The 14,742-nt window shown below is 56.1% G+C and carries 15 protein-coding genes and 1 riboswitch; of the genes, 4 read left to right on the plus strand and 11 right to left on the minus strand.

Features of this window, described 5'->3' with window-relative positions; all coding sequences use genetic code 11:
• Positions 1–21 precede the first annotated feature (21 nt).
• The 3 genes from dusC to P9J57_RS14200 form a co-directional block, all read right to left on the minus strand.
• Positions 22–1,008, minus strand: coding sequence for a tRNA dihydrouridine(16) synthase DusC (gene dusC, locus P9J57_RS14190; protein WP_116584338.1), 987 nt, complete (start codon positions 1,006–1,008; stop codon positions 22–24).
• A gap of 2 nt (positions 1,009–1,010) precedes the next feature.
• Positions 1,011–2,360, minus strand: coding sequence for an ATP-dependent RNA helicase RhlE (gene rhlE / locus P9J57_RS14195; RefSeq protein ID WP_014593234.1), 1,350 nt, complete (start codon positions 2,358–2,360; stop codon positions 1,011–1,013).
• Positions 2,361–2,583: 223 nt separating this feature from the next.
• Positions 2,584–2,976 carry a YbhQ family protein gene (locus P9J57_RS14200; RefSeq protein WP_013025119.1) on the minus strand — a complete coding sequence of 131 codons (393 nt, stop codon included), beginning with the start codon at positions 2,974–2,976 and terminating at the stop codon, positions 2,584–2,586.
• Between the two features lie 177 nt (positions 2,977–3,153).
• Between P9J57_RS14200 and P9J57_RS14205 the strand changes: the two genes are divergently transcribed.
• Genes P9J57_RS14205 through P9J57_RS14215 form a run of 3 tightly spaced genes read left to right on the plus strand, consistent with a single transcriptional unit; the run spans position 3,154 to position 6,121 of the window.
• Entirely contained in the window at positions 3,154–3,915 is a 762-nt protein-coding gene (locus tag P9J57_RS14205; RefSeq protein WP_014593233.1) for an endonuclease/exonuclease/phosphatase family protein, read from the plus strand.
• Entirely contained in the window at positions 3,912–5,156 is a 1,245-nt protein-coding gene (clsB, locus tag P9J57_RS14210; protein WP_014606268.1) for a cardiolipin synthase ClsB, read from the plus strand. Before P9J57_RS14205 ends, clsB begins: the two co-directional genes overlap by 4 nt.
• Positions 5,156–6,121 (plus strand): lysylphosphatidylglycerol synthase domain-containing protein, encoded by a 966-nt coding sequence (locus P9J57_RS14215; protein ID WP_014593231.1) that lies wholly within the window; start codon positions 5,156–5,158, stop codon positions 6,119–6,121. Before clsB ends, P9J57_RS14215 begins: the two co-directional genes overlap by 1 nt.
• Positions 6,122–6,162: 41 nt before the next feature.
• Here the strand turns inward: P9J57_RS14215 and P9J57_RS14220 are convergent, their stop codons facing one another.
• The 7 genes from P9J57_RS14220 to moaA all read right to left on the minus strand — a co-directional run bounded on the left by P9J57_RS14220 (position 6,163) and on the right by moaA (position 10,982).
• The gene (locus P9J57_RS14220; protein ID WP_014593230.1) at positions 6,163–6,870 is read right to left on the minus strand and encodes a Bax inhibitor-1/YccA family protein; all 708 of its coding nucleotides are present in this window, start codon (positions 6,868–6,870) and stop codon (positions 6,163–6,165) included.
• Positions 6,871–6,965: 95 nt separating this feature from the next.
• Positions 6,966–8,060 carry a DUF1615 domain-containing protein gene (locus tag P9J57_RS14225; protein ID WP_014593229.1) on the minus strand — a complete coding sequence of 365 codons (1,095 nt, stop codon included), beginning with the start codon at positions 8,058–8,060 and terminating at the stop codon, positions 6,966–6,968.
• Between the two features lie 223 nt (positions 8,061–8,283).
• A complete protein-coding gene (moaE, locus tag P9J57_RS14230) occupies positions 8,284–8,736 on the minus strand; it encodes a molybdopterin synthase catalytic subunit MoaE (protein WP_014593228.1) in 453 nt (150 codons plus the stop codon).
• The gene (moaD, locus tag P9J57_RS14235) at positions 8,737–8,982 is read right to left on the minus strand and encodes a molybdopterin synthase sulfur carrier subunit (protein ID WP_019106149.1); all 246 of its coding nucleotides are present in this window, start codon (positions 8,980–8,982) and stop codon (positions 8,737–8,739) included.
• A complete protein-coding gene (gene moaC, locus P9J57_RS14240; RefSeq protein WP_014593226.1) occupies positions 8,975–9,460 on the minus strand; it encodes a cyclic pyranopterin monophosphate synthase MoaC in 486 nt (161 codons plus the stop codon). The genes moaD and moaC overlap by 8 nt, the downstream gene beginning before the upstream one ends.
• A gap of 2 nt (positions 9,461–9,462) precedes the next feature.
• The gene (moaB, locus tag P9J57_RS14245) at positions 9,463–9,978 is read right to left on the minus strand and encodes a molybdenum cofactor biosynthesis protein B (protein ID WP_024470897.1); all 516 of its coding nucleotides are present in this window, start codon (positions 9,976–9,978) and stop codon (positions 9,463–9,465) included.
• A gap of 14 nt (positions 9,979–9,992) precedes the next feature.
• Entirely contained in the window at positions 9,993–10,982 is a 990-nt protein-coding gene (moaA, locus tag P9J57_RS14250; protein ID WP_165971849.1) for a GTP 3',8-cyclase MoaA, read from the minus strand.
• A riboswitch (molybdenum cofactor riboswitch) is annotated at positions 10,969–11,102 on the minus strand. (Overlaps the previous gene by 14 nt.)
• Positions 11,103–11,302: 200 nt before the next feature.
• On the opposite strand from moaA, the gene P9J57_RS14255 reads away from it, so the two are divergent.
• Entirely contained in the window at positions 11,303–12,208 is a 906-nt protein-coding gene (locus P9J57_RS14255; RefSeq protein ID WP_014593223.1) for a gluconeogenesis factor YvcK family protein, read from the plus strand.
• 1 nt (position 12,209) lies between these two features.
• On the opposite strand, the gene uvrB is transcribed toward P9J57_RS14255, so the two are convergent.
• Positions 12,210–14,231, minus strand: coding sequence for an excinuclease ABC subunit UvrB (gene uvrB / locus P9J57_RS14260; protein ID WP_013025107.1), 2,022 nt, complete (start codon positions 14,229–14,231; stop codon positions 12,210–12,212).
• Positions 14,232–14,742: the final 511 nt, after the last annotated feature.

Consider the following 14,742-nt stretch of genomic DNA (forward strand, 5'->3'; position numbering starts at 1 on the left):
CAAGCGCGGCAGGACGCTGCGCTAACCGGTTTTCACCACATTGAAGGTTTCAGAGCTGGCCTGCTCTTGCAACCGGGCATAACGGTCGATGGCCGTGGCGATATCCTGGGATGATTTTAACGCGCGAATCTCACCGAACAGCTCACCGGCTTCAACGTAGGCTTTACGTAAATACCCGAGCCACTGTTTGATACGGGCAACATGGTACATGCCGGTATCGCCCTGTTTTTCCAGCCGGGTATATTTCTGTAACAGCGCCACCACCTCCGGCCAGGGCATGGGCGCGTCATTGTATTTGATGACCCGACTCAGGTTAGGCACGTTAAGCGCGCCTCGGCCAATCATCACGGCATCACAACCGGTGGTCCGCAGGCAGTCCTGGGCCGTTTGCCAGTCCCAGATCTCGCCATTCGCGATAACCGGAATACGTAGGCGCTGACGGATGTCGCCGATGGCCTGCCAGTTGATCGCCTCGGCACGATAACCGTCTTCTTTGGTTCGACCATGCACCACCAGCTCGCTGGCGCCGGCCTGCTGTACCGCATCCGCAATTTCCATACTGCGCGCGCTGGAATCCCATCCCAGCCGCACCTTCACCGTGACGGGCAACGAAGCCGGTACTGCTGCCCGCATGGCTTTTGCCGCGCGATAGATTAAATCGGGATCTTTTAACAGCGTGGCACCGCCGCCGCTGCCGTTGACCAGCTTTGACGGACAACCACAGTTCAGATCAACGCCCCAGGAGCCCAGAGTAACCGCTCGTGCGGCGTTTTCCGCCAGCCAGTCCGGATGCTGCCCCAGCAGTTGCAGACGGACCAGCGTGCCCGAGGGCGTGCGGCTGGCATGGTGCAGTTCAGGGCAGAGTCGATAAAAGGATTTTACCGGCAAGAGTTGATCCACGACGCGCAAAAATTCTGTAATGCACAGATCGTAGTCGTTGACCTCCGTTAACAGCTGGCGCACCAGAGAATCCAGTACGCCTTCCATCGGTGCCAGTAAAACCCGCATTGTCAGGCGTTTCCGCTACGCTTAGGCGCTGGGCGACGTGGACGCGCGGCTGGCTTGTCAGACGGGCCCGCTGCCGGTCCCTGACGACGGGGCTGTGAACGCTTGTCCCCTTGCGGACGCGCAGCGCCTGCACCCTGTCCGCCCTGGCTGCGACCACGGCCGCGTGGCTGCTGTGACTGACGGCCATTCACGATAGGTTCCGCTTTGATGCTTGGATCCGGCTCATAGCCAGGTACGGCCAGACGCGGAATTTCACGCTTAAGCAGACGTTCAATATCGCGCAGCAGTTTGTGTTCATCCACGCACACCAGTGACAGTGCGACGCCGGTTGCCGCCGCACGGCCGGTACGACCAATACGATGCACATAGTCTTCCGCTACGTTTGGCAGCTCATAGTTTACGACGTGTGGGAGTTCTTCAATATCCAGGCCACGGGCCGCGATATCGGTGGCCACCAGCACGCGAATTGCGCCGGATTTAAAATCAGCCAGTGCGCGCGTACGTGCACCCTGACTCTTGTTGCCGTGAATCGCCGCAGCGGTAATACCGTCTTTACCCAACTGTTCTGCAAGGTGGTTAGCCCCATGCTTGGTTCGGGTAAACACCAGCACCTGCTGCCAGTTACCTTCGCCGATCAGCTGCGACAGCAGTTCCCGTTTGCGTTTCTTATCAACAAAATGCACCTGTTGAGAAACCTGCTCCGAAGCGGTGTTGCGGCGTGCCACTTCCACCTGCTCCGGGTTATGCAGCAGTTTTTCTGCCAGGGTTTTAATCTCGTCCGAGAAGGTGGCAGAGAACAGCAGGTTCTGACGTTTGGCAGGCAGTTTTGCCAGCACACGGCGAATATCGTGGATAAAGCCCATATCGAGCATACGATCGGCCTCATCCAGAACCAGCACTTCCACCTGAGAGAGGTCAACCGCGTTCTGATGGACCAGGTCCAGTAAACGGCCCGGTGTTGCCACCAGAATATCGACCCCGCCGCGCAGCTTCATCATCTGCGGGTTAATGCTGACACCACCAAACACCACCAGCGAACGAAGCGGTAAATACTTACTGTATTCAACAACGTTTTCCCCGACCTGAGCGGCCAGTTCACGGGTAGGCGTGAGGATCAGCGCACGCACCGGACGACGTCCACGTACTGCGCCGGTATTCGCCGACAGCTTCTGTAGTAAAGGCAGCGTGAATCCGGCCGTTTTGCCGGTGCCGGTCTGCGCACTTGCCAGCAGATCGCGGCCGGACAGCACCACAGGAATCGCCTGGCGCTGGATAGGAGTCGGTTCGCTGTAGCCTTGCTCAGCAACCGCACGCAAAATATCGGCACTCAGGCCGAGAGAGTCAAAAGACATGACGAGTATTACTCCGGTCCACTCTGACCGTGTTTCACGGTGTAGTTTTCAGAGGGATAGTGACGCCAGCTGACGCTGACGCGTGAAAAGGGTGCAAACTACGATGCATAAGCGGCGGAGTGTAACAGCTTTAACGTTCCTGTGCGAGATAGCTCACAATTGATTACAAACGGCCTAAACAACAAAGCCACCTTACGGTGGCTTTGGTTATCGGACAGCTCAGTTAACTGCGTTTTTTCTCAATGCGTCGTGCAGGCTCTTTGGCCAGCAGAGAAACCAGTGCCGGGCCCAGTAGCATAACCATGCCCAGGCTGGCCAGCAGCAGATTGTTGTGGAAAATGCGAGAGACCAGGAACAGCGTCATCATCGCAGCGCCGAAGTAGTAGGTGGTCGTCGCCTCTTCGAGGTAATCACCGAGGGTACGCAAACGGGCACTACGCTGCGTGATCAGCATGGCGATAAACACCCCTGCATACGTCACCACCAGGGTACTGCACACTTCGACCAGTGCTTTGTGTTTCCAGCCCCATACCAGCGCGGCAATCACCAGCAGGTGCATAGCGATATGGGCCCAGGTTTGACCGGTAATAATTTGAAAGCGATTAGACAATTTCATTTTTTCTCCTGCAGACCTGGCGGGTTGCCTGAATGCAACCGGATCCGGCCAGGGACGGTTTCATCAATGTAAAGCAAATATCAGATAACGCCTTATTTATTCCTCTTCTTCACCCTCCATTTGTGACAAAGACTACACTTTGTGGTTGATGAAGATGAAAAGGAGCGCGTCGCGAGTATGCCACAAATCCAGCAAGGATTTTCATTTAAAGTCCTGACGATCAATACCCATAAAGGTTTTGCCCCGTTTAACCGACGCTTCATCTTGCCAGAATTGCGCGAAGCCGTACGCGCAACGTCGGCAGATATCGTCTTGTTGCAGGAGGTGATGGGAACACATGACATCCATCCTCTGCAACATGAAAACTGGCCCAATACCTCACATTACGAGTTTCTGGCTGACACCATGTGGAATGATTTTGCCTATGGGCGTAACGCAGTCTATCCGGAAGGACACCACGGCAATGCCGTGCTGTCGCGCTTTCCCATTGCCGAATATCAGAACCGCGATGTCTCGGTGGCCGGTAGTGAAAACCGGGGCATGCTGCACTGCCAGATTACGCTCCCCGCGCCCTACGGTACGCTGCACGTTATCTGCGTTCACCTGGGTCTGAAAGCGGCCCACCGTCGCGCCCAAATGGCAATGCTGAACGAGATGGTGCTGGCCCTGCCGCCGGATGCGCCCGTGGTGGTGGCTGGCGATTTTAACGACTGGCAGGGACGCGCCAATAAAATCCTGCAAAAAGGGGCCGGGCTAAAAGAGGTATTCAGCATCAAACATGGGCGACCGGCACGCACCTTCCCGGCCCGCTTTCCTCTTCTACGACTGGATCGTATTTATGTTCGCAACGCCACGGTGAGTCATCCCTGGGCGCTGCCGCGTAAACCCTGGTCACACCTTTCCGATCACGCGCCGCTGGCGGTGGAGATCCATCTATGAATTTTGACTGGCAAAACGGCAATAAACTGCGCCTGCTGGAAAACGGGGATACGTTTTTCCCCCGGGTTTTTGGCGCAATTCAGCGTGCCGAGCGCAGTGTGCTGTTGGAAACCTTTATCCTGTTTGAAGACGATGTCGGTAACGCTTTACACCGCGAGTTGCTGGCCGCAGCACAGCGCGGCGTCAAAGTTGAAATGATGGTGGATGGTTACGGATCGTCGGAGCTGTCAGACGACTTTGTGAACAGCCTTACCCAGGCGGGCGTCCGTTTTATTTACTACGATCCGCGTCCGCTGGTGATGGGCATGCGCACCAACGTCTTTCGCCGCCTGCATCGCAAAACCGTGGTGGTTGACGGGGTTATCGCCTTTGTCGGCGGGATTAATTTCTCCGCCGAGCACTACACCGACTATGGCCCTGAAGCCAAACAGGATTACACCGTTGAGGTGAAAGGGCCGGTAGTGGCGGATATTACCCGCTACCTGCAAGAGGCAATCGGCAGTCAGGCCACCACCCGCCGCTGGTGGGGACAGCGCTCACATCGTCCGGCTAAGAACGCCCTGCCCGGCGACGCGCAGGTGCTCTTCGTGTATCGCGATAATGATGATCACCGGGACGATATTGAACAGCACTATCTGGATATGCTGCGCAGTGCCAAACAGGACGTGATTATCGCGAATGCCTATTTTTTCCCCGGCTACCGACTGTTGCGGGAAATGCGCAATGCGGCACAGCGCGGGGTTCGGGTGCGTTTGATTGTGCAGGGCGAGCCAGATATGCCGATTGTGAAAGTGGGCGCAGAGCTGCTCTATAACTATCTGGTGGATGCTGGCGTGGAGGTCTACGAATACTGCCGTCGTCCGCTGCACGGTAAAGTGGCGGTGAAAGATCAGCAGTGGGCGACGGTCGGCTCCAGCAACCTCGATCCCTTAAGTTTGTCGCTAAACCTCGAAGCGAACCTGATCATTCACGATCGCCACTTTAATGAGACATTACGCGACAATCTTGAGCATTTACTGGCAGAAGATTGCCAGCGCGTTCAGGAGGATAAACTGCCGCCGCGTAACTGGTGGCAGTTGTCGAAAAGCGTCGTGGTGTTCCATTTCCTGCGCCACTTTCCTGCAATCGCCGGCTGGCTGCCGGCACACACGCCAAAACTGGCCCAGGTTGACCCGCCCGTGCAGCCTGAAATGGAGACGCAAGATCGCGTCGAAGCCAACAATGAAGGAGCGAAATCCTGATGGCAAACACGCATCCGCGCTGGAAACTGGCAAAAAAAATACTCACCGGCCTGTTCTTCGTGGCCGTCATTGTGCTGCTGGTCATCTATGCACGCAAGGTGAACTGGGATGACGTCTATAAAGTTATCGTCAACTACAACCGTTTCGTGGTGCTGACCGCCGCAGGCCTGGTGATCGTCAGCTACCTCGTGTATGGCTGTTACGACCTGATCGGTCGCGCCTACTGCGGTCATAAACTGGCCAGGCGCCAGGTGATGCTGGTGTCGTTTATCTGCTATGCCTTTAACCTGACCCTCAGTACCTGGGTTGGCGGCGTGGCTATGCGCTATCGACTTTACTCACGCCTTGGCCTGGACAGCGGTACCATTACGCGCATTTTCTCACTTAGCATTGCCACCAACTGGCTGGGCTATATCCTGCTGGCGGGCGTCGTTTTCAGCGCGGGCATGGTTTCCATTCCCAGCGGCTGGTTTATTGGCGAAACCACGCTACGGCTGATCGGGGTTGTCTTGCTGGTGCTGGTCGCCTTCTACCTCTGGTCCTGTGCCTTTTCAAAACGTCGCCGCTGGACGGTCAAAGGCCAGACGTTACAGCTGCCTTCATTACGTATGGCGCTGTTTCAGTTTGCCGTTTCCTGTGCCAACTGGATGGTGATGGGCACCATTATCTGGTTGCTACTGGGCCGGGATGTGGGCTATCCGATGGTGCTGGGGGTTTTATTGATCAGCAGTATCGCTGGCGTGATTATTCATATTCCGGCGGGGATTGGCGTGCTTGAGGCGGTGTTTTTAGCGCTGTTGAGCGGCGAAGATCTCTCTCACGGTACCATTATTGCCGCCCTGCTGGCCTACCGGGTGCTCTACTTTATTTTGCCCCTGCTGCTGGCGCTGGTGCTGTACCTGGGGCTGGAGAGTCGCGCTAAGCATATGCGGCATAAAAACGAACAGAAACTGCAGAAGTCGTAACCGGGGAGCGGCTGCTCTGGCAAACCAGAGCAGCCCGTTTTTTAGCGGCGATTGCCGAAAATACGCAGCAGCATCAGGAACAGGTTGATGAAGTCAAGGTAGAGCGTCAGCGCGCCCATGATCGAGTAGCGACGCAGGTTTTCCGTGTCGCGCGCATCAATCTGCTCGCCAATGTTTTTCAGTTTCTGCGTGTCATAGGCCGTCAGGCCCACAAACACCACCACGCCAATGTAGGTAATCGCCCACATCAACGCCGGGCTTTTCAGCCAGAAGTTCACCAGCGATGCCAGCAGAATACCGATCAGCGCCATAAACAGCAGGCTGCCCAGGCGGCTCAGATCGCGCTTGGTGGTGTAGCCATAGAAGCTCATGGCACCAAACATCCCCGCCGTGACAAAGAACGTACTGGCAATGGAGGAATAGGTGTACACCAGGAAGATGCTGGCCATGGTTAACCCGGTCAGGGCCGAGTAGAGCATAAATAACCCGGTCGCTACGGCACCGCTCAGGCGATGGACCATGCCAGAGAGGAAGAACACCAGCGCCAGCTGCACAATAATCAGGCCGAAGAAGGTAATGCGGTTTGCAAACACCAGCTCCATCACCGCCGGCGTGCGGGCGGCAAACCAGGAGACAAACGCGGTGAGTAATAAACCACAGGTCATCCAGCCATAAACCTGTGCCATGTAAGCCTGCAACCCGCGAGATGCAGGCTGAACTATTGAATCATTCTGTGGATATCGGTCCATGATGCACCTCTTGTTGAACAAATGGGTTATTCCCCTGACAGGGGAGCCTGGTTAAGTGTGGCACAGCTCTGTTCAACTGCGCCACAACGCCGTGCTTATTGACGTTTCATGCACTGCTGATAACGACCGTCCACGCGCTGAGCGAACCACGCGGTGGTTAAATTGCGGGTGATTTTAGGACTTTCAAGCTTAATGCCTGGCAACATTTCACGGGGCAGGCGCCGTCCGGCCATTTTATCTGCCAGCGCAAAGACCTGCTTCCACACGTCGCTGTTGCTGAATTCGGCCTTTTCGCCCTGCTCAAGATCGTCGCGAATTTCGCTGTTGCTCATATCCAGGCGTTTCGCCAGGGTGCGCACCGCCAGCTCCGTCGATCCCGCCTTGTCTGAGCCGTACTGAATGAGATCGCCATCCAGCGCCAGTTTCATGCCTGTCGCACGAGAGACTGCCGCCTGGAAAGCGGCATTGCGGCTGGCGTACCAGCCCGCGTTATAGTCCGCAAAGCGGTAAAGTGGCTTGCTGTAATCGGTAGGATAACCGAGCAGGTGCATCGTGCCGAAATAAACGCCGCCATGGCGGGTGAAGACCTCACGGCGGATGGAGCCGTCAACCGGCCATGGGTAGCCTTTGGCATGGGCTTCGGCAAACGCGATGCTCACCTGCATCGGCCCGCCGGTATGCACAGGGTTAAGGTTGCCAAACAATGTCTGCCCCATGGGCACCATCTCGATAAAGTCGTCGAAAATATCGCTCAGATCTTTTTCACTTTTGGCTTTATCCAGCCGCGCGGCATAGCTTTCGCCGTTGCTGGATTTGATGAGCAGCGCTGTGCGCACTAAAAACGCCGGCACGTGAACCTTCGCCGCGCGGCGGTCGATCTCGTCCCAGGCAATTTTTGACATGCCGGGCACGTTACCGCTGGCGTCAAAACCCGACTCCTGTCCCGCTACGGCAATGACCGCGCACAGGTTGCTGTCGCTGGCCTCAAGCCCCTGGGTGCGGAATGAGGTATAGATATCATCTGCCCAGCCTGATTTATTACTGACGTTGGCAGGCAGCAGGCGTTGGATCTGCGCTTTTACATCCTCAGGCTGCTTTGCAGGCGCTTCCGGCGTTTTTTTACTGCTACAGCCCGCCAGGATCAGCACGGCAAGCAGCGTCAGGCGTTTGGGTAAAGAAGTGAATGACATACCTGTCCTCTGAGGGGAAAAAGAGTAGCTTAACACTGCCCCGCTTCGCAGAGCAGGGTGGATTATCTGAACTCAGGTTATCGCTTTTCGCGCAACTGGCGGAAAAGGGATCTGTGATGTCAACGCGCTGGACGGTAACGTGATGCCGTTGCAACGCGACGAGGGCGGCGGCGAGCACGCGTAGGGAAAGATCCGGTTTGCCCCCGCAGCGCAACGCTCGCCCCTAATCCCAGCGCTGAGCGGCCTCATGATCGCTGTTGCGCGCATCCACCCAGCGGTCGCCCTGTTCGGTGGTTTCACGTTTCCAGAACGGAGCGCGGGTTTTCAGGTAGTCCATAATAAACTCCGCGGCGGCAAACGCGCTGCTGCGGTGTGCGCTGGTGACGCCAACAAACACAATTTCATCGCCGGGGAAGAGTTCACCAATGCGGTGAATCACGGAAACCCGCTGCAGCGGCCAGCGCTGGCGTGCGTCATCAATGATTTCCTGCAGCGCCTTTTCCGTCATGCCGGGATAATGCTCCAGCGTCAGGGCCGCCACATCATCCCCCAGATTATGATTGCGCACTTTGCCGGTAAAGGTCACCACAGCGCCGTCTTCTGGACATCCCGCCAGCCACTGGTACTCCTGAGCCATATCAAAGGCAGCCGGGCCCACCCGAATTTGCGTGTTCATTTATCCTCCCGTCACCGGCGGAAAAAAGGCCACTTCATCGCCGTCCTGCAGGGGATGATGCAGTGCGGTGAGCGTCTGGTTAACTGCGGCGAGTAAACGTTCGCTGTCCAAGGCCAACGCCCAGCGTTCGCCCCGCTGCGCCAGAGCAGCCCGCAGCGCCGCCACATCGGGGTAATCCGGAGCCAGGGTGAGCGAATCGGTGCCCACCAGTTCCCGCACCTGAGCAAAAAACAGCACCTTAATCATGGGCAACCGCCTGAAAATCGCCGCTTTTGCCGCCGCTTTTGTGCAGCAGGCGCAGTTGGTCGATGACAATGTCTTTTTGTACCGCCTTGCACATGTCATAGATGGTCAGCGCGGCTACGGAGGCCGCCGTCAGGGCTTCCATTTCTACCCCGGTTTTCCCGGTGAGCCGACACAGTGACGTAATGCGCACCCGGTTCCACGCTGGCTCAGCCACCAGCGCGACTTCCACTTTGCTCAGCATCAGCGGATGGCAAAGGGGGATCAGCTCCCACGTGCGTTTTGCCGCCTGAATACCGGCGATGCGCGCCGTCGCGAACACGTCACCTTTGTGGTGACTGCCCTCAATAATCATCTGTAAGGTTTCCGGCTTCATCAGCACCAGCACTTCAGCCTGTGCCTCGCGCACGGTGTCGTTTTTAGCGGAAACATCCACCATATGGGCTTCGCCAGCGGCGTTAATGTGGGTAAGTTGTGACATGCTCAAAGCTTCTTTAAATGGGTAACAAAGTTGCAGGGACGCGTACGGGCATCCAGTTGCTCGGCGATGATGCGCTCCCAGGCGCTGGTACAGGCCGATGTCGAGCCGGGAACCGCGAAAATTAACGTCTGGTTTGCCAGACCGGCGACCGCGCGGGACTGTAACGTCGAACCGCCGATGTCTTCATAGGAAATCATGCGAAACAGCTCGCCAAAGCCTTCGATTTCCCGATCGAACAGCGGCAGGAGCGCCTCAGGGGTGCTGTTTTTCAGGTTAAAGCCGGTGCCGCCGTTGACGATAACCACCTGCACATCCTCGCTGGCAATCCAGCGTGAGACAATAGCCCGAATGCGGTAAAGATTGTCGGGCACGATGGCGTGGTCGATGACGCTGTGTCCGGCTTCGGCCGCAGCCTCACGTAGATAATCCCCGGACGTATCATTACTGGCATCACGGCTGTCTGAGACCGTCAGCGTGGCAAGCTGTAACGGTTGAAACGCGCTGGCTGGTTTACCCATATTTGCTCCTGCAATTAACCGCCAATGTAAGAAAGATTCTGTGTGATACCGGTATTGCCCTGCAACAGGAAATGCGTCTGTTTCTTCTGGCCCAGGCTGCTGGCAATGCGCGCCTGCAATTCATCTTGCTGATCGTCGGACGCCAGTAAATCACGCAGCGGAATGCCGCCATCGCCAAACAGACACAGGTGCAGGTTACCCTGAGCGGAAACCCGCAGGCGGTTACAGCTGGCGCAAAAATCTTTGGAATACGGCATGATCAGTCCGATTTCACCCACGTAATCCGGATGATAAAACACCTGCGCCGGGCCATCGCTGCGGCCGCTGATACGGCGCTGCCAGCCCTGCGCGAGAAGTCGATCGCGGATCACCTCGCCCGACACGTGCTGCTCGCGAAACAGCGCACCGCCCTCACCGGTTTCCATCAGCTCAATAAAACGCAGTTGAATGGGGCGCGTACGGATCCAGTCAAGAAAGGTCGTGAGGTTGTGGCTGTTGACGTCGCGCATCAGCACGCTGTTCACTTTGACCTGGCTGAAGCCGGCCTCAAAGGCCGCATCAATCCCGGCCATCACCTGGTGGAATTTATCCTGACCGGTTATGGCATGAAACTGGCGTGCATCAAGGCTGTCCACGCTGACGTTCAGGGCGGTGAGTCCGGCATCGCGCCACTGCTTAACGTCACGCGCCAGCCGGTAACCATTGGTGGTGACGGCGATATGGCGGATAGCCGCGTTTTCTCTGACCGCCGCAATGATGTCGGTAAAATCGCGACGTAATGAAGGTTCACCGCCGGTCAGGCGCACTTTCTCCGTGCCCGCCGCCGCGAAGGCGCGCGTGACCCGACGAATTTCATCCAGCGAGAGAAAACTTTTATTGCGGATACCGTTTGGCTGATAGCCATCGGGCAGGCAATAGGTACAACGGAAGTTGCATACATCCGTGACCGACAGGCGCAAATAGTAAAATTTGCGCGCAAATGCATCAGTAAATTGTGACACCAGAACACCTTTCCAATTCGGGAGATGCAGTCATTTCTTCCTGCACCCTGGCAGCGCGTAGGCTACGGCCTGAATCCCCTATCCACCGACGTAGGCATTCAGGCTTGAGTGTACGTTGACCGGCTGGTCAACGCGGTATACAGATGGTAGCGCGATTAGTGGTGATGCGCCATCCACGGCTTTTACTCTGTGTGCTGCATAACGTTAACTTTCACCGTATTTCGCTCACAGGATAAGTTAAAATACCCGGTAAGCATTGACGTAAATTACCCCCGTCGGCATCAACCGGGCCGCTGGCCGGCGCAGACGTGAAAAGGAGAAGTATGAATCGAACACTGGCGGACCTGGATCGCGTGGTGGCCTTAGGTGGCGGACACGGATTAGGACGCGTGATGTCGGCCCTGTCCCCTCTGGGTTCACGCCTCACAGGCATTGTGACCACGACAGACAACGGTGGCTCCACAGGCCGCATTCGTCGCGCAGAAGGTGGCATCGCCTGGGGCGACCTGCGTAACTGTATTAACCAGCTGATCACGGAGCCGAGCGTGGCCTCCGCCATGTTCGAATATCGCTTTACCGGCAACGGTGAACTGGCCGGACACAATCTGGGTAACCTGATACTGAAAGCGCTGGATCACCTTAGCGTGCGGCCGCTGGAAGTGGTCAACATCATCAGAAACCTGTTGAAAGTTGACGCCTTTTTAATCCCCATGTCAGAGCATCCGGTTGATTTAGTTGCAACCGATAGCGAGGGCAACGCGGTGTATGGGGAAACCGCTATCGACGCCATGCAGCTTCCACCGCAGGAACTGATGCTGCATCCTGCCGTGCAGCCCACCCGCGAAGCGCTTGATGCCGTTGCAGAAGCCGATCTCATTCTGATTGGACCGGGCAGCTTTTACACCAGCCTGATGCCCATTCTGCTCATGAAAGAGATGGCGCAGGCATTACGCCGGACGCCCGCTAACATGGTGTTTATCGGCAACCTGGGCCGCGAGTTGAGTCCTGCGGCGGCAACGCTTACCGTGGCCGACAAACTGGCGATGATGGAGCACTACATTGGCAAGCGGGTGATCGACGCGATCGTAGTTGGCCCGTCCACTGACGTCAGCCGGGTGGAAAACCGCCTGATTATTCGTGAACCGCTGGAGGCCGCCGATATCAAGTACCGCCACGACCGCCAACTGCTGCGCGCCGCGCTGGAGCACGCCGTTCAGGGATTTAACTGAATCAGGACACCGCAATAAACAATGTGCGCAATTCCTGCAGCTGATCGCGCAGGCCCGCCGCCTGTTCGAACTCCAGGTTTTGCGCATGTTGCTGCATCTGCCCTTCCAGCTCGTGGATCTTTTTCTGCAACGCCTGGGGGGACAACGCCAGGTAATCGGCGTCTGCCTCAGCGGCATTGCGCTTAGCGGGCTTGGCTTTACCACGCGTTTTCACCACGTTATTGCCCAGTTCCAGAATATCGGTGATTTTCTTGTTCAGGCCCTGAGGCACGATGCCGTTTTCTTCGTTATGCCGCTGCTGCTTCTCACGGCGGCGTTCCGTTTCTTCAATCGCTCTGGCCATTGAAGGCGTGATCTTGTCGCCATACAGAATCGCTTTACCGTTAATATTACGTGCCGCACGGCCAATGGTCTGAATCAGCGAACGCTCCGAACGCAGGAAGCCCTCTTTGTCCGCATCCAGAATGGCCACCAGCGATACCTCAGGCATGTCCAGCCCTTCTCGCAACAGGTTGATCCCAACCAGTACGTCAAATTTGCCCAGACGCAGGTCACGAATGATTTCCATCCTTTCCACCGTGTCGATATCCGAGTGCAGATAGCGCACCTTTTCACCGTGCTCTTCAAGGTACTCTGTCAGATCTTCCGCCATGCGTTTAGTCAGGACGGTCACCAGGACGCGCTCGTTGATCGTAACGCGCTGGCGGATCTCAGACAGTAAATCATCAACCTGCGTCGCCACGGGGCGGACCTCAAGAATCGGATCCAGCAGGCCGGTTGGACGCACCACCTGATCGATGACCTCGTCGCCGGATTTCTCCAGCTCATATTTGCCCGGCGTTGCCGACACATAGATCGTCTGAGGGGCCAGCGCTTCAAACTCTTCGAACTTCATCGGACGGTTATCAAGCGCCGAAGGCAGTCGGAAACCGTACTCTACCAACGTCTCTTTACGTGCACGGTCGCCACGGTACATGCCGCCAATTTGGGGAATCGTGACGTGGGACTCATCCACCACCAGCAGGCCATCTGCGGGGAGATAGTCAAACAGCGTAGGCGGCGCCTCTCCCGGCCCACGGCCTGACAGGTAACGCGAGTAGTTTTCGATGCCGGAGCAGTAGCCCAGCTCGCCCATCATCTCCAGATCAAACTGGGTGCGCTGAGTGATGCGCTGCTCTTCCAGCAGTTTGTTGTTTTCCAGCAGGGTTTTACGCCGGTCGGCCAGCTCAACCTTGATGTCTTCCATGGCCTGCAGAATGCGCTCACGCGGCGTAACGTAGTGCGTTTTCGGATAGATGGTAAAACGCGGTACAACCGATTCAACCTGCCCGGTGAGCGGATCAAACAGGGACAGGCGCTCGACCTCTTCGTCAAATAACTCCACCCGCAGTGCCATATCATCGGACTCTGCCGGAAAAATATCGATGACCTCGCCACGCACCCGGAAGGTGCCGCGCTGAAACGCCTGGTCGTTGCGCGTGTACTGCAGCTCTGACAAGCGACGCAGAATGCTGCGCTGGTCGATGATCATACCGCGCGTCAGGTGCAGCATCATTTTCAGATAAAGATCGGGATCGCCCAGACCGTAAATGGCCGACACCGAGGCAACGACGATAACATCACGCCGCTCCAGTAATGCTTTAGTGGCGGAAAGACGCATCTGCTCGATGTGTTCGTTAACCGAGGCGTCTTTTTCGATAAAGGTGTCAGAGCTTGGGACATAGGCTTCAGGCTGGTAGTAATCGTAATAGGAGACAAAAAACTCCACCGCGTTGTCCGGGAAAAACTCCTTCATCTCACCATACAGCTGGGCCGCCAGCGTTTTGTTCGGTGCCAGCACCATGGTGGGCCGGTTAAGATCGGCGATCACGTTAGCCACGGTAAAGGTTTTACCCGATCCGGTAACGCCTAATAGCGTCTGGTGCGCCAGGCCATCTTCCAGTCCGGCTTCAAGACGACGGATCGCCTCTGGCTGATCGCCGGAAGGCTTGAAAGCGGAGTTCAGTTTAAAATCTTTACTCATGAATGCGGTTCCTGCAGATGAAAGACGGCGGGCAGCCCATTATTTTACTCTGCTATGGCGATTTTGCCAGAAAAAAATACTGGATATAATAACAGTATTGATGCACAGTAACGGCAACCACTTTACGCTTGACTCTTTGACATTATCGCGCGCGCTAACCGGATTCTGTTGCGCAAGGTTATCCCCAAGCCCGATATTGATTTAACATTTGTCAAGCATGTGTCATAAAATTGCAGTTTGATGAATCGGCCCCAATCCGGCAGGCTTGTTTTTTGCTAAGTCACTGAATTAATGTCGTTACTTTAAAAAGCCCAGATTCTCATCATCGGGTTACCAGGCCCCGTATTTCCTCGCTTCCAACCTGTTTTCATTACCTAATGCACAAGGTTATCCACAGGAATAGTGGATAACTAATGACAGCCCTTTGCACATCGGCTGTGTATAATTTTTTTCACTCTCCTTTGGGCGATAAAAAAATATTTTTTTTCGCTTATTTTCTGACGCTAACGGG

This window comes from Pantoea sp. nfd-35, assembly GCF_056892255.1.